Raw genomic sequence first — 23,026 nt, 5'->3', positions numbered from 1 at the left:
CGCATACGAAAGAATGGCGACATGACCGAGGAGCGGGGCGCCACCATGACCAGGCGCCGGGCGGACACTCGCCGACGGCTGATCGACGCGGCGTACGAGGCCTTCTCCGAACGCGGCATCCGGGAGACCCCGGTCGAGCTGATCTGTGAGCGCGCCGGCTTCACCCGCGGCGCCTTCTACTCGAACTTCAGCTCGAAGGAAGACCTCTTCCTCGCCCTGTTCCAGGAGGAGACCGAGGTCCGGCTCAGGCGCTTCCGCGACGCCACGGAAAGCGTGCTCGGCGAGGTGGTCGTCCGCGCGGACGAAGACCTCTCCCCCACCCTCGGGCGCATCGCGGACCTGTTCATGGTCGCGCTCAGCGCGGACAAGAACTGGTACCTGCTGTGCGCGGAATTCCGCACCCAGGGCCTGCGGCAGCCGGAGATCCGCGACCGGATCGCCGCCGCGTTCCGGTACTTCCACGCCGAACTCGGCAAGGTCCTCGTCGGCGCGCTCGACCGGATGGGCCGGGAGCTGACGATCTCGCCGGACGACGCCGTGCTCGTGCTGATCGCCCTCTACGAGCAGGGACTTCAGAACTACCTGCTGGACGGCAGCGAACTCCCCGCCGACGGCCGGTTCGTCAGCGAGCTGATCCCCAAGGTGATGGCCTCCCTCATCGTCCCCGCGCGAGGCTGAGGCACCGCACGCCGTTTCATCGGGATTTCATGGCGCCGACCTACGGTTCCGGCACGGATCCGCACCGGCGGACCGGAAGTCCCCCGAGGAGACGTGCATGAGCCCGGCGAGCCGGACCCCGTACAACATGGTGCTGCCCCAGGAGGACGCGCCGAGTCCCGGGGAACGGGACGGGCCCGTCGGACCGGGCTGGAGCTGGGCCGCGTTCTTCACCCCGTGGGCCGACGGCCGTCCGTCGCCCAGATACCGGTGGACGCTGTTCGAGACCGCGGCCCACGCCGTCGAAGACCTCCGCCGCTGTCTCGACGACGGCAACATCGGCAGGCGCGGTGCCCTGTGCGCGTCCGTCCTCCGGACGCGCGGGGCGCCGCGGGAACTGGTGCTGTGCGACGCCGCGGACTGGGCGTACGTCGTGCACGAAGTCCGTGCCGGGACGCACCTGGCCGACGCGGCCGACACCTACTTCGCGCGCTGGCGAAGAGGCATGACCGGACACCGCTTCACCATCATCAACGCCGGCGTACCGACTGTCTGGTGAGGTCCAGACCTTCCAGCGCGAGGGTGCGCTGCACGGAATCGCCTTCGGGGCCGATGGTGGTGAGCACCCATTCGAAATGCTCCCGCGCGGCCACCGGATCGCCCGCGGCGAGATGAGTGCGGCCGAGCCGGTTGCGGATCTCGGACTCCATCCCGACGATGGTCTCCTCGGTGACCGCCGTCAGCGCCCGCCGTTGGAGTTCGAACGCCTTGTCGAGATTCCCGAGTTCCAGTTCCGCCGCGCCGAGCCGGGCCAGACTGGTCGCGGTCAGCAGCCCGTCGGTGGTCTCCTCCGCGAGTTCGACGGACCGCCTGAGGTCGAGCGCGGCCTCGGCGAACCTGCCGATTTCGAGCCGTACGGTGCCGCTGTGGCAAAGCACCCTCGCCAGCATCCCGGGGCTGCCGATCTCCTCGCCGAGGTCGCGGGCGCGGCCGAGATGAGCGAGCGCGTCCTCGTGCTCCCCCCGCAGGTAGGCGAGGTAGCCGAGCGCGGACAGCGCCCGTTCGGCGAGCCAGCTGTCGCCCACCTCGTCCGCCATGACCATCACCCGCCGCATCCCGGGGATCGCGAGGTCGTGGTGGCCCTCGATCAGGTCCGCCATGGTGAGCCCGCCCAGCGCCCGCGCCTCCACCCCGCGGTCGCCGGAAGCCTGGCCCGCCCGCAGCGCGTCGTCGAACCAGCCTCTCGCCCTGGCCAGCTGCCCTTGCATGGCGTAGGCGTAGCCGAGGCAGAACCGCAGCGAAGAGACCAGCCGCTCGTCCTCGGCCTGTTCGGCCAGCGGCAGCGCGATCTGCAGCGCGGTCCGGCTTTCGTGGTAGCGCTGCTGGCGCGCGAGGTAGTCGACCAGCCCCTCGGCGATCGAGCACGCGAGGTCGTCCAGCCCGGCTTCCGCCGCTCGGGCGACCACGTCGGGCAAGTCACCGACGGCGTCCAGCCAGGCGGAAGCGTCCCGTTGCCCGGTGAACGACCCCCCGGCGGCTTCGAGCGGGAACCGCGCGACGCCCCATTCGCTCGCCTGGCGAGCGGCACCGAGGTACAGCCCGTACACCCGTTTCCGCGCCTCGTCGGCGACGTCCTCGGGCATCTGCCCGGCGAGTCTCCTGGCGTAGACCGCCACCAGGTCGTGCAGCCGGTAGCGGCCGCTCGCCGGTTCCTGCACGAGGCTCGCGTCGACGAGACTTTCCAGCAGGCGCTCGGCTTCGGCGGACGAGCAGTCCAGCAGGGCGGCGACCGAGAGGCTGTCGAATTCGGGAGTCGGCGACAGACCGAGCACGCCGAAAGCGTTCTGCTCGGCGGGCCGCAGCTGCTCGTACGACAGGCGCAGCGCCACCTCGACGCTGCGGTCCTCGGCGGTCAGTTCGCCGAGCCGTCGCTCGTCGTCCGACATCCGGTCCACCAGATCCTTGAACGTCCACATCGGACGGTTCTGCAAGCGGGCGCCCGCGATCCGCAGCGCGAGCGGCAGCCGCCCGCACAGCCCGGCGAGCGCGCGCACGGCGAACCGCTCCCCCTCGGCCCTCGGCGCCCCCACGATCCGGCCGAGCAGCTTTTCCGCCGCTTCGAGGCCCAGCGCGCCAAGGGAGACGCGGCGATCAGCGTCCAAACCGGACAGCCGGCGGCGGCTGGTGACCAGCACGCGGCTACCCGGTCCGGACGGCAGCAGCGGCCGCACCTGCCCGGCGGACTCGGCGTTGTCGAGCACCAGCAGCAACCGCAGACTCGCCGTCGCCGCCCGCCACGACGCGGCCAGTTCGTCGAGATCGTCCGGCATGGCGATGTCTTCGACACCGACGGCGCGCAGCAACCGCCGCAACGCGCGCTCCGGCGTCACCGGCTCGCGGCCTTCGGTGTAGCCGTGCAGATCCACGAACAACGCACCGTCCGGGCAGGACTCGCGGAGCCGGTGCGCCGCGAACACCGCGAGCGTGGTCTTCCCGGCGCCGGGAACGCCGTCGACGGCGTCGACCGAGACCGCCTCCGGATCGCCGTCCTCGACCAGCAGCGCGAGTTCCCGGTCCCTGCCGACGAGTTCGCCGCTGGTGGAAGGCAGTTCGTTGCGGATCCGGCGCGGCGCCTCCCGGCGCTGCGTGACACCGAGCAGCGCGTCGTCCCCGCGCAGCACCGCTTCCTGAACCTGCCGCAGTTCCTCGCCCGGCTCGACGCCGAGCTGCTCCACCAGCCTTTCGCGGACGTCGGTGAACACCTCCAGCGCCTCCGCCTGCCGCCCGCCGCCGTAGAGCGCGCGCATCAGCAGCGCGGCCAGCGGCTCGCTCGGCGGGTCGGCCGAAACCAGGGCCGACAGCTCGCCGATCACCTCGTCGAACCGGCCGAGTTTCAGCTGTGCCCGCAGTTTCCGGCGCAGCAGCAGAAGCCTGCGCTCCTCCAGCCGTCGCCGCTCGCCCTGGACGAACGCGCCGGGCAGCCCTGTCAGCGGCTCACCGTGGAACAGCCGGAGCGCGTCGGCGAAGGTGTTCACCGCGGCGACGAGATCGCCCGCCTCCTCGGCGGCCGCCGCGACGACCGCGACCTCCTCCAGCCGCGCCACGTCCAGCCGCACGCCGCCGCTGGCGAACCGGTAGCCGCCGCGGTCGGACACGATCACCGAGTCACGGGGCTTCTCCCCGGAGGTGTCGAGGCAGTGCCGCAGCCGCCGGACGTACACCGGCAGCACATTCGACTCCGGCGGCTTTTCCCAGAGTCCGTCGGTGAGTTCGTAATGGCTGACGGTCACGTCCGGGCGCAGCAGCAACGCGGCCAGCACGGCCTGCTGCCGGACCGGACCGAGGTCCAGCCGTGTCTCCCCTTGCCAGGCCCGCAACGGGCCGAGTACCTCGAACCGAAGCCGCGAGTCGGACACGATCCCCCCATCGTCGATCATCAGCCCGGCACCACGATCCCGTGATCGAACGCGTAGACGATCGCCGCGGCCCTGTCCCGCAACTGGAGTTTGGTGAAGATCCGGCCGATATGGCTTTTCACGGTCACCTCCGAAATGACGAGTGTCGTGGCGATCTCCGCGTTGGTCAGCCCGCGGCCGATGGCGCGGAGCACGTCCTGCTCCCTCGGTGTCAGCAGTTCGGGTGAAAGTCCGCCGCTGCCGTTCCCGGCGGCCTGCCGGTAGGCGGCGAGCACCCGGCCGGTGACCCCGGGGTCGAGCCAGGCGGCGCCCCCGGCGACCGCCCGCACGGCCCGGATCAGGTCTTCGGCGGGGGAATCCTTGAGGACATAGCCCGCGGCACCCGCCCGCAGCGCGTCGGCCAGGAGGCTGTCGTCGTCGAAAGTGGTCAGCGCGAGCACGGGCGGATGGCCGGCGGACCGGCTCAGCCGCCTGGTCGCCTCGACCCCGCCGACGTTCTTCATCCGCAGGTCCATCACGATGACGTCGACCTCGTGCGCGGCCAGCGCCTCGGGCACCTCCGAGCCGTCGCCGCATTCCCCCGCGATGACGAACCCGTCGCGACGCCGCAGGATGCGCCGCAGCCCGGACCGGACGAGCTCCTGATCATCGACCAGCAGCACCTGGATCTCGGCGGCGGCGGTCACGGCTTGGCTCCCGGCACGGTGACCTGCACGATCCACTGCCTGCCTTGCGGCCCGGCGCTGAGGTCGGCGCCGAGCTGGGCCGCGCGGACGGCCATCCCCGCCAGTCCCGAACCGTCCTCGGCCGGGCGCCGGACAGTCCCGGAGAGGGTGTTGCTGACGATGAGCCGCACGTCCGACCGGCCGGCGTTCAGCCGGACCTCCGCGTTCGCGCCGGGGGCGTGCTTGACGACGTTGACCAGTGATTCCTGCACGATCCGGTAGAGACCCAATCCTTCCGAGGCGCCTACCCGGTCGAGGTCGCCTTCCTGTGTATAGCGCACGTCCAGTCCGGCGGACCGCGTGCGTTCCACCAGCGTCACGATGTCCTCCACCCCCGGCAGCGGAGCGCTGCCCGACGGGGTGTCGGCGAGCAGCCCGACCGTGCGGCGGATGTCGGCCATCGCGGCCCGTCCCACCTGCTCGGCCTCGGTGAGCGCTTCGATCGCCTCGTCGACGTCGCGATCCTGTTGCAGCGCGTGCCGGGCCCCGGTCAGGTGCAGCAGCGTGATGCTGAGGGAATGGCCGACGACGTCGTGCACCTCGCGCGCGATCCGCTGCCGTTCGGCCAGCAGGGCCTTCTCCCGGGAAGCGTCACGGTTGTCACGTTCGGCGTCCAGGACCCTGGTGTACCAGCGGACCATGAGCCCGCCGCTGAGGCCGAGCAGGATCGCGACCATGTACACCGGCCCGCCGATCAGCCCGCCCCAGATCCCCGCCACGACCAGCACCAGCTCGGCCACGACGGTGACGACGGTGATCCCCCACGTCGTCCGCAGCACACTCGCCGCCTCGGTCGCCGCGACCAGCAGCAGCAACGGCGCGAAATCCGGGAGCACGGGCTCGATGAGCAGGATCGAGGTGGCGGCGATCAGTGCCGCCATCCGCACCCACGGCATGATCCAGTCGGTGACCACCCAGATCACCGACGGCGCGATCACGAGCAGGCCGGCCAGCGCGATCGGCCCGGGCGGCAGCAGGGCGTCCCGTTGGATCAGCGCGACCGTCGTGAACACGAAGCTCACCGCGCTGGCGCACAACGCTCCCCACCAGGGCAGGCTCAGTCCGGCCCGGGTGAGACTGACCTGCACCCGTGCCCGGAACCGGTCCCGCAAGATCCTCAGCACGGACTAAGACTAGGAAGTGCCGGGAGGCGCGTCATCGTGCGGCGGTCGGCACCCGTCTCCGCCCACGGTAGGAGGCCGGCCCGGTACCGGCCGATGAAATCCCGATGAAACGGGACACGCTCATTCCTGGCTGAGCGCGACCCACTTCAGTTTCTCCTGTTCCCGTTTCGGCAGGCCGGCGACGACGAGGTCATAGGAGTCTTCGATCATCTCGCGGACGAAGCCGTCGGGCAGCGAACCGTCCAGCTCGACGGTGTTCCAGTGCTGTTTGTTCAGGTGGTACCCGGGGACGATCGCCGGATGTTCGGCGCGCAACCGGACCGCGAGGTCGGGCTCGCATTTGAGGCTGATCCGCAGCGGTTTCGCCTTGAGCGGGCCGAGCGCGAAGACCTTGCCCGAGACCTTGAACACGTTGATTTCCTCCCCGAACGGGAACTCCTCACGGGCACCGGGGAGGGCGAGGCAGAGCTTCGCGAGAGCGGCAGGGGTCATGGCGTTCAGAGTAAGCGCCCCCTCCGACAGAAACCTGTCCTGTCACGCGCATTGACCGGCAGTCGGTGATTCACTGACGATGAGTGGAGCCGACTGGGTGGAGGCGGAACAAATGCGCGTGAAGCATCTCGCGGTGGCGGGGATCCTGCTGCTGGGCGTCGTCCCCGGAGTCGCCGCGGCGGCCCCGGAGAGTCAGAGCCAAGTCGAAAGTACGGCCACGACCGGCTGGGTAGGTACCTGGGCGGCGGCGCCCGCGGCCGGGGTGGCCGGGACCGACAACGGCTACCCGAACTTCTCGATCCGCAACATCGTGCACACCAGCGCCGGCGGGCACGAGGTACGCGTGCGGCTGTCCAACGCCTTCGGCCGGACGCCGGTGCTGTTCGGCAAGGTGACCGTCGCGGTCGCCGCCGGACCCGACACCGCGCAGGCCGTCCCCGGCACGATGCGCACGCTGACCTTCGGCGGCGACAGCCAGATCACCGTGCCGCCGGGTGCCGACGCCCTCAGCGACGGCGCGGCGCTGGCCGTGCCGAGGGACGGCGACCTCCTGGTGACCACGTACACGCCGACGCCGTCCGGCCCGGTCACCTACCACCCGCTGGCCATGCAGAACTCGTACTTCACCCGTGACGGCGACAAAGCGGCCGACGAGTCGGCGGCGGCGTTCCCGGAGAAGACCCAGGTCTGGCACTACGTGTCCGGAGTGGACGTCCGCGGCGCGGGGCTGCGGGGCAGTGTCGTCGCGATCGGCGACTCGATCACCGACGGAGCGATCTCGACCTGGGGCGCGAACCTGCGCTGGCCCGATCAGCTCGCCGACAAGATCAGCACCCGGATGGGCGTGCTCAACGCCGGGATCAGCGGGAACCGGCTGCTGCTCGACGGCGGCGACTACGGCGTCAACGCGCTGGCCCGGCTCGACCGGGACGCGCTGAGCCAGTCCGGCGCGCGGACCGCGATCGTGTTCGAGGGCATCAACGACATCCAGCAGAAACCGCATCAGACCGACCCGGCGAAGATCATCTCGGCGCTGAAGCAGATCGCCACCCGGGCACACGACCGCGGTCTCCGGGTGCTCGGCGCGACGATCACGCCGTGGAAGGGCTGGGTTTCGTACACGCCCGAGCTCGAGGAGACCAGGCAGGCGGTGAACCGGTTCATCCGGACCAACCGCCTCTTCGACGGCTACATCGACTTCGACGCGGTGATCCGCGATCCCGCCGATCCGCAGCGGATCAACCCGGAGTACGACTCCGGCGATCACCTCCACCCCGGGGACAAGGGCTTCACCGCCATGGCGGACGCCGTCCCGCTGCCGCGATTGAGGTAGCGATCAGGGGCTGCGCCAGGCGGTTTCGTGGGGCACGATGAGCTGATGGCGATCAGGAATGGCTAGCGGCGACAGCGGGATCCGGGAGACGGCGCGGTTGGTCCGGTTCGCCGAACACGAGGCGCGCGCGGACACGCTCCGGGCACAGCTCGCGGATCTCCGTGGCACGATCCGGCTGGCGAAGCGGACGTCGAACCTGTTCCGGGCGCGGACGGCGACCAGCACCCCTGGTCTGGACGTGTCGGAGTTCACGCAGGTGCTCGATGTCGACCCCTTGGCGCGCACGGCCGACGTCGAGGGCATGGTCACCTACGAGCAGCTGGTGGACGCGACCCTGCCCCACGGGTTGATGCCGCTGGTGGTCCCGCAGCTCAAGACGATCACGCTCGGCGGCGCCGTCACCGGCCTCGGCATCGAGTCCTCTTCGTTCCGCAACGGACTCGTGCACGAGTCGGTGCTGGAGATGGAATTGCTCACCGGCGACGGCCGGATCGTCGTCGCCCGGCCGGACAACGAGCACAGCGACCTGTTCCACGGCTTCCCGAACTCGTACGGGACCCTCGGTTACGCGCTGCGGCTGAAGATCGAGCTGGAGCCTGTCAAACCCTACGTGCGGCTCGACCACGTCCGGTACGAAGACACCGAGGAGTACTTCGCGGCGCTCGACGAGGCTTGCCGTAACGGGTCGGCGGACTTCGTGGACGGAACGGTCTTCGGGCCGGGCGAGCAGTACCTGACGCTGGGCACGTTCACCTCCTCGGCGCCCGCGACCAGCGACTACACCTGGCTCGACATCTACTACAAGTCGATCCGCGAACGCGGTACGGACCACCTGAGCGTCCGGGACTACCTGTGGCGCTGGGACACGGACTGGTTCTGGTGCTCGCGGGCATTCGGCGTACAGCACCGGCTCCCCCGGCTGCTGCTGGGCAGGCGGCTGCTGCGGTCTTCGGTCTACTGGAAAGCGGTGGCGCTGGACCGCCGGTTCGGGATCGCCGCGAAACTGCTCAAGCTGCGCGGGCTCCCACCCGAAGAGACCGTCGTCCAGGACATCGAGGTGCCGCTTTCGCGGGCCGCGGAGTTCCTGGACTTCTTCCGCCGCGAGATCCCGATCAGCCCGGTGTGGATCTGCCCGCTGAAGGAGCGGCCGGGTGGCGTGAACTCGCCGCTGTACGAAATGGACCCCGAGACGCTGTACGTCAACTTCGGGTTCTGGTCCGCGGTACCGCTGGACCCCGGCGAGGAGCCGGATACGCACAATCGGCTGATCGAGGCCGAAGTGACGCGACTCGGCGGGCGGAAATCTTTGTACTCCGACAGTTTCTATTCCGAAGACGAGTTCTGGCGGCTGTACAACGGCGACGCCTACCGGAAACTGAAGACGGCCTACGACCCGGACGGCCGCTTGCTCGACCTGTACTCGAAATGCGTGCGGCGGCGGTGACCCGGGCCGGGAAGAGAGACGAGCATGGCTGAGACGACGACCGTCGGGAAGATCTTCGAGCGGTTGCTCGGCCCGAACGCCGAAGTGTCCATCACCGCCTACGACGGCAGCACGAGCGGTCCGGCGGACGCGCCGGTGTCGATCCGCGTACGGTCACCGCTGGCGCTGACGTACCTGATGTCGTCCCCGGGGGACCTCGGTCTGGCGCGCGCCTACGTCGCCGGGGCGCTCGACGTGGACGGCGATCTCTACTCGGCGTTGCGCGCGCTCGTGGCGCAGGTCGATCAGCTCAGCCCCGCGGACCGGGTGTGGCTCCTGCGCAAACTCGGCCCCACGCATCTGCGCCGGGTCGCCCCGCCCGCCGAGGAACTGCCGAACCGCCTCAGGCGCGCAGTCGACGGATTGCGGCACTCGAAAGCGCGTGACAGCAACGCGATCTCGAACCATTACGACGTCTCGAACCGGTTCTACGAACTGGTACTCGGCCCGTCGATGGCCTATACGTGTGCCGCGTATCCGTCCGCCGACGCGTCGCTGGAAGAGGCACAGGAGCACAAGTTCGACCTGGTGTGCCGGAAACTCGGCCTCCGGCCCGGGATGCGGCTGCTGGACGTCGGCTGCGGCTGGGGCGGGATGGTCGAGCACGCCGTCGCGCACTACGGCGTCGAGGCGCTGGGTGTCACCCTTTCGCGCGAGCAGGCGCAATGGGCGCAGAAGGACATCGTGACCAAGGGGCTCGCGGACCGGGCCGAGGTGCGGCACCTCGACTACCGCGACGTCACCGAAACGGACTTCGACGCGGTGTCGTCGATCGGGCTCACCGAGCACATCGGCGCGCGCAACCTGCCGTCGTACTTCCGTTTCCTCGCCGGGAAACTGAAGCCGCACGGGCGCCTGCTGAACCACTGCATCACCAACCCGGACACCTCGGTGGCGCATCGTTCGCGCGGGTTCATCGACCGGTACGTCTTCCCCGACGGCGAACTGGAGTCCGTCGGCGAGATCGCCACCGCGATGCACGACAGCGGACTGGAGGTGCGGCACTCGGAGAACCTCCGCGAGCACTACGCCACCACCCTCGGCGCCTGGTGCGCCAACCTCGACGCGAACTGGGACGAGGCCGTCGCCGAAGCGGGCGCCGGACGGAGCCGGGTTTGGGCGCTGTACATGGCCGCGTGCCGCCTCGCCTTCGAGCGCCGGGAGATCGAACTGCACCAGGTGCTCGGGGTGAAGGTCGGCGAGGACGGTGACGCGGGCATGCCGCTACGGCCGGACTGGGGCGTTTAGCTTTCAGTGGCGAAAGGCTTCGGCGAGCCACCACGAGCCGCCGTCGTCGGCGATCTTGGCGTCGACGACGAGCGGCGCGTCGCGTGGCCCGCCGAGCCAATCCGTGACGGCGGCCAGGTCCTCGACCGACCGCACGGTGACGCCGTCGCAGCCGAAACCGCGGCCGATCGCCGCGATGTCGGTGTCGGGGAACCGGACCGTGGTCATGTCCGCGGCGCCGAAATGGTGGATCTCGGCGCCGTACGCGGCGTCGTCGTAGACGATGACCACGAGCGGGATCCGCAGCCGGACAGCGGTTTCCAGCTCGGAAAGCGCCATGTGGAACCCGCCGTCACCGACGCCGAGCACCGGTAGCCGCTCCGGCTGGGCCAGCGCCGCGCCGATCGCCGTTCCGAGACCGAGCCCGATGCTCTGGAACGCCTGTGTGAAACAGAAGCCGTTCTCGTCGGGGACGGACAGGTACGCGCTCGGGTAGCCCATGAAGTTGCCGGAATCGATCGAGAGCACGCGTTCGGCGGGCAGGATCTCGTCGAGACGGCGGCTGAGCGTGCGCGGATCGATCCTCCCGCCGCCGGATAGGTCGTTATACGGGACGTCGTTCCATCGTGTGTTTTCGGGCGCTTCACGGCTCATTCGGTGGCCGCGCCTGCCGAGTTCCGCGCGGACGTCGTCGGCGGTGCTGGTGACGTCGCCGACGACACCGAGGTCGATCGGCCGGTGCGCGCCGAGCGCGGCCTGGTCGACGTCGACTTGGACCAGCCAGGCGTCCGGGTTGAGAACCTTGCCATGCCGGGTGGTCCACATGTTCAGCGCACAGCCCCAGCCGATCACGACGTCGGCGTGGTGAATGAGGTCCGCCGTCCGGGGTGACGAAAAGCCGCCCGAGATCCCGAGCGAGAAGGGATCGTCGTGGAAGAGACCGTGTGCCACCGCCGAGGTCGCCAGCAGCGCGCCGGAGACTTCCGCGAGTTCCTTGAGAGGCGCGGCACTCGCCCGCGCGCCGCGGCCGGCGATGAACACCGGCCGTCGTGCTCCGGCGAGGAGGTCGGCCAGTTTCGCGACCGCCTCGGCGTCCGGCCTGATCGGCGCTGGACCGGGGACCTCCGGTATCTCGACCGCGTGGGGCGCTTCCTGGGCTTGGACGTCGAGCGGGAGGTTGAGCAGGACGGTCCGGCGTTGCTGTACGGCCGTCCGATAGGCGCGGACGGTGTCGGCGACCGCGGTCGGCGCGCGGTGGACGCGATCCGGCACGGCGCCGACTGCGGTCGCGAGCGCGTCCTGGTCGATCCGGAAGTTCGACAGCACCGAAGACGCCGCGGTGTCACCGGCCAGGACGATCATCGGCGTCCGGCTCTTGGCCGCCTCGGTGATCCCGGTGAGCGCGTTGGTCAGCCCGCACCCCTGGTGGAGACTCAGCACCGACGCGCGGCCGCTCATCCGCGCGTACGCGTCGGCCATGCTCGCCGCGCCGCCCTCGTGCCGCGCGGCGACGAACCGCACCCCGGCGGCCCGCAATCCGTTGGTGGCCTCGAAGTTGCCGCTGCCGACGACCCCGAACGCGGCTCCTACGCCGAGTTCCGCGAGCGTCAGGCCGACCAGCTCCGCGACGTTCATGCCCGCTCGACCAGCGCGTACACCCGGGCGGGACTGCCGGAACCGCCGACGATCGGCAGCGGGCTGACGACCAGCAGGGAGCCGGTGGGCGGCAGGATCGCCAGGTTCCGCAACTGGGTCAGTCCGTGTTTTCCCGCGCCCAGCAGGAGTTCGTGACAAGGGAAGGCCGGTTCGAGGGCCGGCGCCTGTCCCGCGTCGGTGCCCACGGTCTCGACGCCGAACCCGGTGATCGGTGCCTCCTCCGCGAGCCAGCGGGCACACTCCCCCGAGACACCCGGCGTATGCGGGCCGCTCTCGTCGTTGTTGAGGAAGGTCTCCTGGTCGTGCGAACGAGCGTCCCACCCCGTGCGGTAGAGCAGCCAGCCGCCGTCGGGCAGCGGCCCGTTCTCGCGCTCCCACTCACGGACGTCTTCCACGGACAGGAGGTAGTCCGGGTCCTCGGCCGCGCGGGCCGACGCGTCGAGCACCACGGCCGGGGCGACCAGCGTGCGCAGCGGCACCTGGGAGACGTCGTGGCCGTCCTTTCCCGACACCCAGTGCACGGGGACGTCGAGGTGGGTCCCGGTGTGCTCGCCGGTGTGGATGTTGTTCCAGTACCAGCGCGGCCCGCGCTCGTCGTAGCGGCTGATCTCCTCCAGGCCGAACGGGATCGTGTTCGCGAACGGCTCCGGCAACTGGAGGATCGGCGTGCTCTCGCTCAGCGGGGCGGTGAGGTCGACGACCTCGATCGCGCCGGTGGTGATCGCGGTGTTCAGCTGGGCCAACAACGACATGCGTGCCTCCCGGAAGTGACTGCGGCGTCTCGGTCACCTTAGGCGGGTGGTCCGACAGTCGAGCAAGCCGAGATTGTCGGACGTCGCTGATACGTTGCGCCGCGGGTTCGGACGAAGTAAGGAGAACGTCAGTGGCAGAGGTGGCACTGCGGCCGGTCAGGGATTCCGACCTCGACGCCCTGTTCGAACAGATGCGTGACCCCGAGTCGGTCCGGATGGCCGCGTTCATCGCCAGGGACCCCGACGATCGCGACGCGTTCGACGTCCACGTGGCGAAGTTGAGGACTTCCGAGGACATCATCCTGCGTGCGGTGACCGTCGATGGGCGTTTCCTCGGCACCATCGGCAGTTTCGTTGTGGAAGGCGACGCTGAAGTCACTTACTGGATCGACCGTTCGGCTTGGGGGCGGGGGATCGCCGGCCGGGCCCTCGCGCTGCTCCTCGACATTGTCGAAGCGCGGCCTTTGTTCGCTCGTGCGGCCAGTGACAACGTTGGGTCGCTTCGGGTGCTTCAGAAGGCGGGTTTTGCAGTCATCGGCACTGAGGTCGCTTATGCGTCCGGTCGGGATGGTGAGATCGAAGAAACCCTCCTGCGCTTGAGTTAGCCGGGCGACTGCCAGTTCGGCTGGCTGGCCTCAAGCTCGGGAATCCGGGGTCCTAGCCGTTGTCGGCCTGCGCTTTGCTGACGAGATCCGGTCTGCAACAGCAGAGCCTCGCCAAGGCTGGCAAGCTCGGCGCACTTCACGGCCGACAAGCGCGGTGGACAAGTATCGACGACCTCGAGTTCTGGTAGCACATCGAGCGGGAAGCCGGGCCGCTGCGCCGCTGTCATCGCCGCGCTCGCCAGCTGCGGACCCGGTGGGTCTCGTACCGACCTCTGACCCCCAGAAATGCCGACCATCGCCAGTCGCCGCAATAATGCTAAATGCATTCAAGAACCTTTTTCACATTCGCACACTTGTTCGATAAGTAGTATTCTTGCGGAGTGTCCAGTCAACGGATCCTCGAACCGCCGCAGGAGTTGTGGCGTGCCGGTGCGCGGGAGCTCGCGCACGGTGTGGTCGAGCGTATGTCGTTGGCACGGCAGGCTTTAGCCGAGGTAGGGCAGTTCCTGGTGGAGATCGAGTCCCGGGGTCCGATGGAGTTGTTCGGGCATGGCTCGACTGCGGGTTGGTTCGCCGAGACCGCGCGGATCACGCCCAAGGAAGCGGGTGCCACCGTGGCACGGGCGATCGCGGTGAACGAGACCCGGAACTTGGACGGCACCCCCGCACCCGCCTTCGCCCCCATCGCGGGTGCGGCCGCGGCCGAAGGCGACCTTGGCCATCAGCAACTGGACCCGCTCCTGGCGGTCTTGAAGAAGATCCCGGCCGACGTGCCGGAGGAGGACCGGTCAGGGGCCGAACAGATCCTGGTGGACCTGGCCCGCCACGCCGGCCCTCAGGAGATCACCAACGCCGGAGCGGATCTGCTGGCCCACCTCGACCCCGACGGCAACGAACCGAAAGACGACGACCTGACACCACCATCACGCGAAGTACACCTGCGGAAACGCGATGACGGGTGGTGGCGGCTCACCGGGCTGCTGGACCCGGAGTTCGGGGCTCGCGCGAACGCGCTGTTCGAGACCTGGGGACAACGAAGACCCGTCGACGAAGACGGCGACCGCGACCCCCGCACTCCCGGCGAACGCAACGGGGACGCGTTGTTCGACGCGATCCACTACGCCATGACCAACGACAAAGCCCCCACCCTCTCCGGGGACCGCACCACTGTGGTGGTCACCATCCCCCTCGACACCCTCACCTCAGGACTCGGGATGGCCTGTGTGGACGGGGTCTCCCGGATCACCGCCCGCCACGCGCGGATGCTGGCCTGCGACGCCAAGATCATCCCCGCCGTCCTCGGCTCCGAGAGCGAACCCCTCGACATCGGCCGCGCCGCCCGCACCGTCACCCCCGCACAACGACGCGCCCTCAACCTCCGAGACCACGGATGCGCTTTCCCCGGATGCCATCGCAAGCCGAAACACTGCGAAGCCCACCACCTTCTCCCGTGGGGCCATCTCGGCGACACGGACCTGAACAACCTCTGCCTGCTGTGTCGCTACCACCACCTGGTCATCCACGGACAATCCGGCTGGACAGTCCACATCGCCACCAACGGCCGACCCGAATTCATTCCCCCGCAATACCTCGACCCCCTACAAACACCACGCCGCAACCATCGCTGAACCCGAAGAGCCCACCACCACCACCGGCGACGGGCCCCTCGGCATGCCCACGTTCAGTTGAACCAGGTCCCGAACATCGAACTCTGCGACCGACCCGCCAGCCGCTCCCCGAGATCGACCGCCTGCGCCTCGGTGAGCAGACAGATGTAGTCGGTGACCGCACGCGCGCACCGAGCCTCCTTGTTCCTCTCGGATATTCCCTCAGCCGTGTGATCATGCGTGATATCGCGATAGATCCCCCGCAGCTGAATGGGGATCTTCGGACTGCTCGGCGACTTCTCCAGACACGCGAGCAACCGATCGAAGAGGGAGCCGATGATCCTCTTCTGGCCTTCCTGGTGGATCGCCAGCGGCGGTCTGTCGATCACGTAGAACCACGTGAGTTCCTTCAGCGCGGCGACCCGGTACTGGCTGCTTTGTTCGACCTCGACATAGGGCGGTTCGCCGAGAAGCCGGACCGCCTTCACGAACCGGGTGAGATGGCCGCTGCCGATCTTGTTCATCTGCACTCGGTTCTTACGGGTCTCCCAGCACTGGGAGTGCAGGCGCCCGCCGAACTCGGCGATGATCGTGTCGAGCTCGTTCCGAAAGCGGAACTCGTCGAAGCCCTTGTGTTCCTTCAACCGACTGAGGCCGTGCTTGACTATTCGTTCCTTGTCCACCGACAAACCATGCAAAGGAATCAGGCCGGCGCGGAAGTAGTCCTCGAGGTCATGGGTCGCGTAGCTGATATCGTCGGCCCAGTCCATCAAGACCGCGTTCGCGGATCTCAAGTCATCGCGGCTGCCTTCCCGCGCCCAATCGAAATCCACCTTTTCGGTCTGGTAAGCACCCCATTTGTCGCCGTAGCCACGGTCGGTCCACAAGGCCGTCGGCTTGGCCGAATCACGCGGCTTCAGGCGTGGATACTTGAGGATCGCGTTCAGCGTCGCCTGGGTCAGGTTGAGACCCGCGTGCTCCGTCTTTCGCCGGGCGAGTTTCGTCACCACTCGGAAGGACTGCGCGTTCCCCTCGAAGCCTTCCAGCCCGTCGACCTGGGCCAGCCGCTGGTTCAGGACCTCCTCGGCGATGTGGCCGAACGGCGGGTGTCCGATGTCGTGGACGAGTCCCGCCGTCTCGACGACGTCCTCGTTCAGATCCGATCCCTCCGGAAAGCCCGACTCCGCAAGACCCGCTTGATAGCGCAGATGCTGCACGAGTCTTCGGCCCATCTGCGCGACCTTCAGACTGTGCGTGAGCCGGTTGTGCAACACCAGCTGCTCATTGACCGCGGCGACCTGGGCCACTCCGGCGAGCCGCCGGAACGCGGACGAATAGAGAACCCGGTCCCGATCTCGCTGATAGTCGTCCCGGTACGCCGTGTCCTGTTCCCTCACCGGATGGCGTCGAGCCTTTCCGAACGTCCCCTCCGACATGGTCGCCTCCTCGTCTTGGCTCCGAGAGCCTTGAAAAGGAGGCGCGGAACGGCTTGGAACCGTTAACGTCCATATCGGAGTGGCCGCGTCATCGGTATTGGTTCGCGACCGAACCGCAACCCGGGTCAGTCCACCATCACCAGGTCCAGGCCCTGCAGCCGGTCGCGGTCCGCGATGACGTCGATCTCGGTGATCTTCCCGTCGGCGACCGTGAACGCGAGCACCACCGAAGGCCGTCCTTCGTCCGCCATCACGAGGCCGACGCCGCCGTTCACGAGCGCGAGCTGTGTGACGGCCGCCCGCACCGACGCGGCCGCCGCACCCCGAGCCACCATGGCGGCGCCCTGCAGGAAGACCGGCGTGCGCGAGGGCCCTGCCGCCTTGTCGGCGCGGAGGACGACGTCGGGGTGGAGCAGTTCGAGGAGCGCTTCGAAGTCCCCGCCGCGGGCGGCGGCCAGGTACGCGTCGACGACCTGGCGCCGCCGCGCGAGGTCCGGTTCGGCGGCGGCGGAACGGCCCTGGACGCGGCGCCGGGCGCGGCTCGCGAGTTGCCTCGCGGCGGCCGGGGTGCGGTCGATCAGCGGGGCGATCTCGTCGAACGGCACCGCGAACATGTCGTGCAGGACGAACGCGAGCCGTTCGGCGGGGGCCAGTGTTTCCAGGACCACCAGCATCGCGAGCCCGACCGAGTCGGCGAGCACCGCGTCGCCGGCGGGATCGGCCGAGGAGTCGGCGGGCTCGGACGACGCTTCGTCGAGCGGTTCTTCCCGCCGGTGGTCGCGCGAGCGCAACACGTTCAGGCACACCCGCGCCACCACGGTGGTCAGCCAGCCGCCGAGGTTCTCGATCTCCGCCGCGTCGGTCCGGTTGAGCCGCAGCCACGTGTCCTGGACGGCGTCTTCGGCCTCACTGGCCGAGCCCAGCATCCGGTACGCCACCGCCCGCAGCCTGACACGGTGTTCCTCGAAAAGTTCCGTCAGCCGATCCACCGCGCTCCTCGTTCCCGCAGAACCCCGCTCACATTTAACAACCAGCGAGATCGTCGGTGAACCGCACACCCGAAGACCGGTACGAAGCGGCCCGTTCGGCGGCCGCCGCCGGCGTCAGGACCTCGTTCTTCGCGTAGTAGACCCAGTCCACCTGTTCGAGGTACGTGCTGGTGCCGCCGGAGTGCTGCGTGAGGTCGATGAACCACTGGTTCACGTTCAGGGACATGTCCTGCCGCGGATACACGTCGAACGGCCCGCCGCGGTCGTGGTCGGCCACCAGGGCGCCGTCGAGGTAATACCGCACGTGACCGTCGGACACGGTCGCCGCCACGGAGTGCCAGCCGTCGATGCTGCGGCGCTGACTGTCGCTCTTGTTCTCGGCGTACCACGGGTCCGGCGTGTAGGTGTGCCAGCTGGTCTGGAAGTTGACCGGTCCCGCCTCGCCCCAGCCACCGTTGGGCAGGTACTCGGAGAAGTCCAGCTCGCTGTAGATCGGGTCGTTGTCGTAGCGGAGCGGGCTGATCGTGAAGAACGTCTGGTTGATCCGGTCGCCGTCGGGACCGGACGCCGGCGCGTCCGAGAAGCGGATCCGCGCCGCGTAGGTCCCTTCGAAGAACCGCCTGTCGGGCCGCATGATCTCGGTCTGTGTCGTGCCCGCGGACGTGCCGTCGGTGGTGGAGGCGAGCTGCAGCACCTTGTCACCGTCGGACGTCGGGAACGTGATGCCTTCCGGGGGCCCATCGCGCGCCGCCGACGCCGGGGCCACCGGCACCGGAGCGCACCTGCCAGCCGTGCTGGGCGAGGAGCCCGTCGGAGTGCGAGGTGTAGTGGAAATCGTCGAACAACGCCCCGCAGGCGGCCGCTCCGGCCGTGGTGCCCGGCGCCAGCCCGAGTGCGGCCACCGACAAGGCGGCGACGGCGACAAATCGGAACTTCCCTGAGTTCGACATCCTTGTCTCCTTTACCACTGGTCAGCTTCTCCCAAGGTCTCTGCACAAAGTGGTAAAGTCAATAGGTCTAGACAACTTGTCCACCAGTCAATTCCCGGTGACCACTGGGTAGGCTGTGGTCGTGCGGCGAACAGAAGTCAAGGAACGGCTGCGTCAGCTCATCGCGCGGCGGCTACCGGGTGAGGTCCTGCCTTCCGAACGCGCGCTGAGCACCGAAATCGGCGTCTCGCGCCCCACGCTGCGGGCCGCGATCGACGAGTTGGAGCGAGACGGTCTCGTGGTCCGCGAGCACGGCCGGGGCACGTTCACCGCGCCGCGCAAGATCACCCAGGATCTCGTGTCCGCCACCGGCGGCGAGCAGTTCGCCCCGCCCGCGGAGGGCCACTGGAGCAGTCGGGTGATCGACTTCTCCGTCACCCCGGCGGGTGCCCGGCTCGGCAAACGGCTCGAGGTCTCCCCCGGCCACGCGCTGGTGGCCGTCACGCGGGTGCGCGTCGTCGAAGAGGCGCCGATGGCGATCGAGCGGATCCGGGTCCCGCGGGACCTCGTGCCGGACATCACGTCCACCGGCTTCGAGTCCGGCTCGTTCTACGAACTGCTCCGCACGCGGTACGAGGTCGTTCCCGCGACGGCCGTGCAGGTCATCGAACCCACCGTCACCGACGCGGACGAATCCGGCCTGCTCGGCGTCCCGCTGCACTCCCCCGCGCTGCTGTTCGAGCGCACCACCCGCGACGCCGCCGGCCGGGTGATCGAATACACCCGCTCGATCTACCGGGGCGACCGCTACCGGATCACCTCGCACCTGAAGTTCGACCACACCTCCGGCTGACTCCGGCGTGCCGGTCCGGCCCACCGGAGCGTCCATGTAAGACTCCCGGGCGATGTACACCCCGTCCGATCTCGCCGACCTGCTCGAATGCGAGCACCGCAGTGTCCTGAACCAGGCGCTGGCCGCCGGCCTCCCGGGAGCGCCGCGGCGTGGCTCCGGGCCGGATCAGCTGGCGGTCACGCACGGGCGCGCGCACGAGGCCGCGACGCTGGACAAGCTGCGCGGCGAGCGGAGCGCCGTCGTCGAGATCGACGAACGCGACCCTGTCGTCGCCGCGAAAGCCACCGAAGAGGCTCTGCGGGCCGGTGCTCCGGTGATCTACCAGGCTGTCTTCCACGACGGCGAGTTCTCCGGCCGCGCCGACTTCCTGATGCGGGACGACGAAGGCCGCTACGAGGTCTACGACACGAAGCTGGCCAGGCACGCGAAGCCCGCCGCGGTGGTCCAGCTGACCGCGTACGCCGACGCCTTGCGCCGAGCGGGCTGGCCTGCCGGTCCTCAAATGCATCTGCTTCTGGGCGATCACAGCACCCGTTCGTTCCGCGTCGACGACTTCCTCCCGCTGGTGGACCGGCTCCGCGCCCGGTTGCGGCACCGGCCGCCGACCTTGCCTGTCCCGGTCTGGGCCGACGAACGGCCCGCCTGTGGCGGCTGCTCCTTCTCCTCGCACTGCGCGAGCGCCCGCGAAGCCGACCGTGATCTTTCGCTGGTCGCGGGGATGCGCGGTGACCAGCGGCGCAAGCTCGTCGCCGCGGGTCTCGGCACCATCGACGAGCTCGCGGCCGCCGCGCCGGAAGACCGGCCGCGCGACATCTCGACGACGTCGTTCACCACGCTGCGCGCCCAGGCCGCGATCCAGGTCCGGCAGGACGACACCGGGCAGATCGCCTACGAGATCATCGCCCCGGACGCGCTGGCCGTGCTGCCGCCGCCCGCGCCCGGCGACGTCTTCTTCGACATGGAAGGCGACCCCTACGCCCTGGCCGGTGAAGGGCTCGAATACCTCTTCGGCGCGGTGACGGAAGAAGACGGCACGAAGTTCACGCCGTTCTGGGCACACAACCGGTCTCAGGAGAAGCGGGCCTTCGAGGAGTTCGTGGACTTCGCCACCGCGAGGCTCACCGAACATCCCGGTTCGCACGTCTACCACTACGCCCCGTACGAGGTCACCGCGATCAAGCGGCTCGCCGCCGTGCACGGGACCCGCGAGGACGCCGTCGACCACCTGTTGCGCAGCGGCGGTCTGGTGGACCTGTATTCCGTGGTGCGCAAGGCACTCCGGGTCTCGCAGCGGTCGTACTCCATCAAGTACCTCGAACCGCTCTACATGCCCGAGGCCCGCGACGGCGACGTCAAGACGGCGGTTTCGAGCATCGAGGCGTACGAGGAGTACCTGACGCTCACCGCCTCCGGCGAGACCGAGCACGCGGCCGAAGTGCTGCGCGGGATCAGCGACTACAACGAATACGACTGCGTCTCCACCCTCCGGCTGTTCGAATTCCTCCACAAGGTCCGCGTGGAGGAAGGGATCGCGCTCGCCGAGCCGCCGGAAGAGTCCGATGTGGACGCTCTGCTTCGCCAGACCGAAGAGGACGTCGCCGCCCAGAAACGCGCCGAGCGCGCGGCACAGCTGGCCGCGCTGGTCGATCCGCTGCTGGACGGGCTGCCCGACGATCCGGCCGAGTTCACCGGCGAGGACCGGGCCCGCGCGCTGCTGGCCGCGTCCGTCGGCTACCACCGCCGCGAGACGAATCCGGCGTGGTGGGAGTACTTCCGCCAGCTGGCCGCCCCGCTCGGCGACCTGGAGACCGACAACGCCTGCACCGTCCCGGTGGCGATGGAGGCCGGGGAGTGGGTGCCGCCGTCGGGCCGGGTCCGCAAGGCGAAGCGCTCGCTGAGCTTGCGCTGCGATCCGGATCGGCCGCATCCCTTCGCTCCCGGCGACGACGTCCGCCTGCGCTACGGCGCGGCCGCGCGGGACGCCAAGGTCGTCTCGGCCACCGCCGTCGAACTGACCCTCGAAGAAAGCTGCCCGCCCGACGAGACCACGGCCGACCGACCGGTCGCGGTGCTGCCGGGCAGTCCGGTGCGGCCCTCCCCCAAGGACGACGCGGTCGCGGACCTCGCCCGCCTCGTCGTCGACGCGCTGCCGGTGCTGCCCGCGCATCCCGGCGTCGACCTGCTCCGGCGCACGACGCCCCGGCTGCGCGACGACCGGAGTCTGCCCGAACCCGGGCCGGATCTCGTGAACACGGTCATCGAGGCCGTCGAGGCTCTCGACGGCTCCGCACTCGCCGTCCAGGGCCCGCCGGGCGCGGGCAAGACCTACCTGGCGGGCAGGCTGATCGCGAAGCTGGTGCGCGCGGGCAAGACGATCGCCGTCACCTCGACCAGTCACAAGGCCGTGGAGAACGTGCTGTCCGCCGCGCTGAAGAACGCGCCGGACCTGCCGTGCGCCAAACGCGCCAAGCGGACCCCGGATCCGGCCGCGCCCTGGGAGCAGCCGAAGACCAATCCCGCGCTGGTGAAATGGCGCGAGGAGCACGACACCGGCCATCTGGTCGGCGGGACGGCCTGGACGTTCGCGAACGCCGCGATCCGCGAAGAGCCGTTCGACCTGCTGATCATCGACGAGGCGGGGCAGTTCGCCCTCGCCGACGCGCTCGCGGTGTCGATGTGCGCCAAGAACCTCCTGCTGCTGGGCGATCCGCAGCAGTTGCCGCAGGTCGTGCAGGGCACGCATCCCGCGGGCGCCGAGGCCTCCGCGCTCGGGCACCTGATCGGCGAGGCCGACATCATCCCGGCGGAACTCGGCTACTTCCTCGACGAGACCCGCCGGATGCATCCGGCCGTCTGCGCGCCGGTCTCGCGGCTGTCCTACGCGGGCCGCCTGCACTCGCATCCTTCGGCGGCCGAGCGGGCGATCACCGGTGTGGAGTCGGGCCTGTACCTCGCCGAAGTCGACCATCACGGCAACACGACGCGGTCGGTCGAAGAGGCAGAGGCGGTCACCGCCCTCGTCGCCGAACTCCACGGGCGTGCCTGGACCGAGCACGGCGAGCCCCGGCCGCTCGGCGACGAGGACATCCTGGTCGTGGCGCCGTACAACCTGCAGGCCCGCGTCGTGGCCCGCGCGCTGGACCAGGCCGGGTATCCCGGCGTGCGGGTGGGCACCGTGGACCGGTTCCAGGGCCAGGAGGCGCCGGTGGTGATCACCACGATGACCTCGTCTTCGGCGGTCGATCTGCCGCGTGGCCTGGACTTCCTGCTCTCCCGCAACCGGCTGAACGTGGCGCTCTCGCGGGCGCAGGCGCTCGCGATCGTGGTCTGCTCGCCCCGGCTGGTCGAGGCCGACATCCGCACGGTCGACCAGATGCGGCTGGTTTCGGGCATGCTCGGGTTGATGACCGAAGCCGTGCCATGGCACGCAGGACGGAGTGCACGATGACCGAGAACAGCCCGGACAAGAAGCCGGAGATCCTCGACGCCGAGATCGTCGAAGACGTACCCACGCCGCCGGTCGAGGTCCCGGAGCCGGACTACAGCGAGACCGGGGTGCCCTCGTTCGACCACGTGCGGGACCGGATCGAGCAGCGGTACACGACCTCGATCGGCTCGACCGAACTCGCCGGCCTCGGCGGCAAGGAAGACGTGGCCTCGCTGGACAAGAAGATCGCCGACCGGGACAAGGCCGCCAAGGACAAGCTGGCCGAGATCCGCCGCGCGATGCGGGAGCAGTGAG

The 23,026-nt window shown here is 69.4% G+C and carries 20 protein-coding genes; 10 read left to right on the top strand and 10 right to left on the bottom strand.

Annotated features, from left to right (window positions below):
* The first annotated feature begins 21 nt into the window (after positions 1-21).
* Together ACFOSH_RS37350 and ACFOSH_RS37345 are read left to right on the top strand one after the other, a co-directional pair.
* Positions 22-678, top strand: coding sequence for a TetR/AcrR family transcriptional regulator (locus ACFOSH_RS37350; RefSeq protein ID WP_378245273.1), 657 nt, complete (start codon positions 22-24; stop codon positions 676-678).
* A gap of 97 nt (positions 679-775) precedes the next feature.
* Entirely contained in the window at positions 776-1,216 is a 441-nt protein-coding gene (locus tag ACFOSH_RS37345) for a hypothetical protein (RefSeq protein ID WP_378245271.1), read from the top strand.
* Here ACFOSH_RS37345 and ACFOSH_RS37340 read toward each other — a convergent pair.
* The 4 genes from ACFOSH_RS37340 to ACFOSH_RS37325 form a co-directional block, all read right to left on the bottom strand.
* Positions 1,188-4,094, bottom strand: coding sequence for an AfsR/SARP family transcriptional regulator (locus ACFOSH_RS37340; RefSeq protein ID WP_378245269.1), 2,907 nt, complete (start codon positions 4,092-4,094; stop codon positions 1,188-1,190). The two genes, ACFOSH_RS37345 and ACFOSH_RS37340, sit on opposite strands and share 29 nt — an antisense overlap.
* On the bottom strand, positions 4,094-4,759 hold the full coding sequence (locus ACFOSH_RS37335) for a response regulator transcription factor (RefSeq protein ID WP_378245267.1): 666 nt from the start codon (positions 4,757-4,759) through the stop codon (positions 4,094-4,096). Before ACFOSH_RS37335 ends, ACFOSH_RS37340 begins: the two co-directional genes overlap by 1 nt.
* Entirely contained in the window at positions 4,756-5,922 is a 1,167-nt protein-coding gene (locus tag ACFOSH_RS37330) for a sensor histidine kinase (RefSeq protein WP_378245265.1), read from the bottom strand. The genes ACFOSH_RS37335 and ACFOSH_RS37330 overlap by 4 nt, the downstream gene beginning before the upstream one ends.
* 120 nt (positions 5,923-6,042) lie before the next feature.
* Positions 6,043-6,414 carry an MmcQ/YjbR family DNA-binding protein gene (locus tag ACFOSH_RS37325; protein ID WP_378245263.1) on the bottom strand — a complete coding sequence of 124 codons (372 nt, stop codon included), beginning with the start codon at positions 6,412-6,414 and terminating at the stop codon, positions 6,043-6,045.
* Positions 6,415-6,526: 112 nt separating this feature from the next.
* Between ACFOSH_RS37325 and ACFOSH_RS37320 the strand changes: the two genes are divergently transcribed.
* From ACFOSH_RS37320 to ACFOSH_RS37310, 3 genes are read left to right on the top strand one after another with little or no spacing between them, the layout of a single operon-like run.
* Positions 6,527-7,747 carry an SGNH/GDSL hydrolase family protein gene (locus tag ACFOSH_RS37320; RefSeq protein ID WP_378245261.1) on the top strand — a complete coding sequence of 407 codons (1,221 nt, stop codon included), beginning with the start codon at positions 6,527-6,529 and terminating at the stop codon, positions 7,745-7,747.
* Positions 7,748-7,805: 58 nt separating this feature from the next.
* The gene (locus tag ACFOSH_RS37315) at positions 7,806-9,191 is read left to right on the top strand and encodes an FAD-binding oxidoreductase (RefSeq protein WP_378245259.1); all 1,386 of its coding nucleotides are present in this window, start codon (positions 7,806-7,808) and stop codon (positions 9,189-9,191) included.
* Positions 9,192-9,215: 24 nt separating this feature from the next.
* Complete coding sequence (locus ACFOSH_RS37310; RefSeq protein ID WP_378245257.1) at positions 9,216-10,478, top strand: class I SAM-dependent methyltransferase; 1,263 nt, start codon at positions 9,216-9,218, stop codon at positions 10,476-10,478.
* 3 nt (positions 10,479-10,481) lie between these two features.
* On the opposite strand, the gene ACFOSH_RS37305 is transcribed toward ACFOSH_RS37310, so the two are convergent.
* Complete coding sequence (locus ACFOSH_RS37305; protein WP_378245255.1) at positions 10,482-12,092, bottom strand: thiamine pyrophosphate-binding protein; 1,611 nt, start codon at positions 12,090-12,092, stop codon at positions 10,482-10,484.
* The gene (locus ACFOSH_RS37300) at positions 12,089-12,865 is read right to left on the bottom strand and encodes a cyclase family protein (RefSeq protein ID WP_378245253.1); all 777 of its coding nucleotides are present in this window, start codon (positions 12,863-12,865) and stop codon (positions 12,089-12,091) included. Before ACFOSH_RS37300 ends, ACFOSH_RS37305 begins: the two co-directional genes overlap by 4 nt.
* A 131-nt stretch (positions 12,866-12,996) precedes the next feature.
* Between ACFOSH_RS37300 and ACFOSH_RS37295 the strand changes: the two genes are divergently transcribed.
* A complete protein-coding gene (locus tag ACFOSH_RS37295) occupies positions 12,997-13,470 on the top strand; it encodes a GNAT family N-acetyltransferase (protein ID WP_378245251.1) in 474 nt (157 codons plus the stop codon).
* A 380-nt stretch (positions 13,471-13,850) separates the two neighbouring features.
* Complete coding sequence (locus ACFOSH_RS37290; protein WP_378245249.1) at positions 13,851-15,098, top strand: HNH endonuclease signature motif containing protein; 1,248 nt, start codon at positions 13,851-13,853, stop codon at positions 15,096-15,098.
* A 53-nt stretch (positions 15,099-15,151) separates the two neighbouring features.
* Here the strand turns inward: ACFOSH_RS37290 and ACFOSH_RS37285 are convergent, their stop codons facing one another.
* The 4 genes from ACFOSH_RS37285 to ACFOSH_RS37270 all read right to left on the bottom strand — a co-directional run bounded on the left by ACFOSH_RS37285 (position 15,152) and on the right by ACFOSH_RS37270 (position 18,452).
* Positions 15,152-16,513 carry a deoxyguanosinetriphosphate triphosphohydrolase family protein gene (locus ACFOSH_RS37285; RefSeq protein WP_378245247.1) on the bottom strand — a complete coding sequence of 454 codons (1,362 nt, stop codon included), beginning with the start codon at positions 16,511-16,513 and terminating at the stop codon, positions 15,152-15,154.
* 125 nt (positions 16,514-16,638) lie between these two features.
* The gene (locus tag ACFOSH_RS37280; protein WP_378245245.1) at positions 16,639-17,502 is read right to left on the bottom strand and encodes a sigma-70 family RNA polymerase sigma factor; all 864 of its coding nucleotides are present in this window, start codon (positions 17,500-17,502) and stop codon (positions 16,639-16,641) included.
* A 34-nt stretch (positions 17,503-17,536) separates the two neighbouring features.
* Positions 17,537-18,196 (bottom strand): glycoside hydrolase family 16 protein, encoded by a 660-nt coding sequence (locus ACFOSH_RS37275; protein WP_378245243.1) that lies wholly within the window; start codon positions 18,194-18,196, stop codon positions 17,537-17,539.
* A 4-nt stretch (positions 18,197-18,200) separates the two neighbouring features.
* The gene (locus ACFOSH_RS37270) at positions 18,201-18,452 is read right to left on the bottom strand and encodes a hypothetical protein (RefSeq protein ID WP_378245241.1); all 252 of its coding nucleotides are present in this window, start codon (positions 18,450-18,452) and stop codon (positions 18,201-18,203) included.
* A gap of 121 nt (positions 18,453-18,573) precedes the next feature.
* Here ACFOSH_RS37270 and ACFOSH_RS37265 point away from each other — a divergent pair, with 121 nt between their 5' ends.
* From ACFOSH_RS37265 to ACFOSH_RS37255, 3 genes are read left to right on the top strand one after another with little or no spacing between them, the layout of a single operon-like run.
* Complete coding sequence (locus ACFOSH_RS37265; RefSeq protein ID WP_378245239.1) at positions 18,574-19,284, top strand: GntR family transcriptional regulator; 711 nt, start codon at positions 18,574-18,576, stop codon at positions 19,282-19,284.
* A 52-nt stretch (positions 19,285-19,336) separates the two neighbouring features.
* A complete protein-coding gene (locus ACFOSH_RS37260) occupies positions 19,337-22,732 on the top strand; it encodes a TM0106 family RecB-like putative nuclease (RefSeq protein WP_378245237.1) in 3,396 nt (1,131 codons plus the stop codon).
* Complete coding sequence (locus tag ACFOSH_RS37255; RefSeq protein ID WP_378245235.1) at positions 22,729-23,025, top strand: hypothetical protein; 297 nt, start codon at positions 22,729-22,731, stop codon at positions 23,023-23,025. The genes ACFOSH_RS37260 and ACFOSH_RS37255 overlap by 4 nt, the downstream gene beginning before the upstream one ends.
* Position 23,026: the final 1 nt, after the last annotated feature.

Source organism: Amycolatopsis speibonae (assembly GCF_042647925.1).
GTDB lineage: Bacteria > Actinomycetota > Actinomycetes > Mycobacteriales > Pseudonocardiaceae > Amycolatopsis > Amycolatopsis speibonae.
The sequence above is the reverse complement of the archived record's forward strand: the minus strand, read 5'-3'. Positions and strand labels throughout refer to the sequence as shown.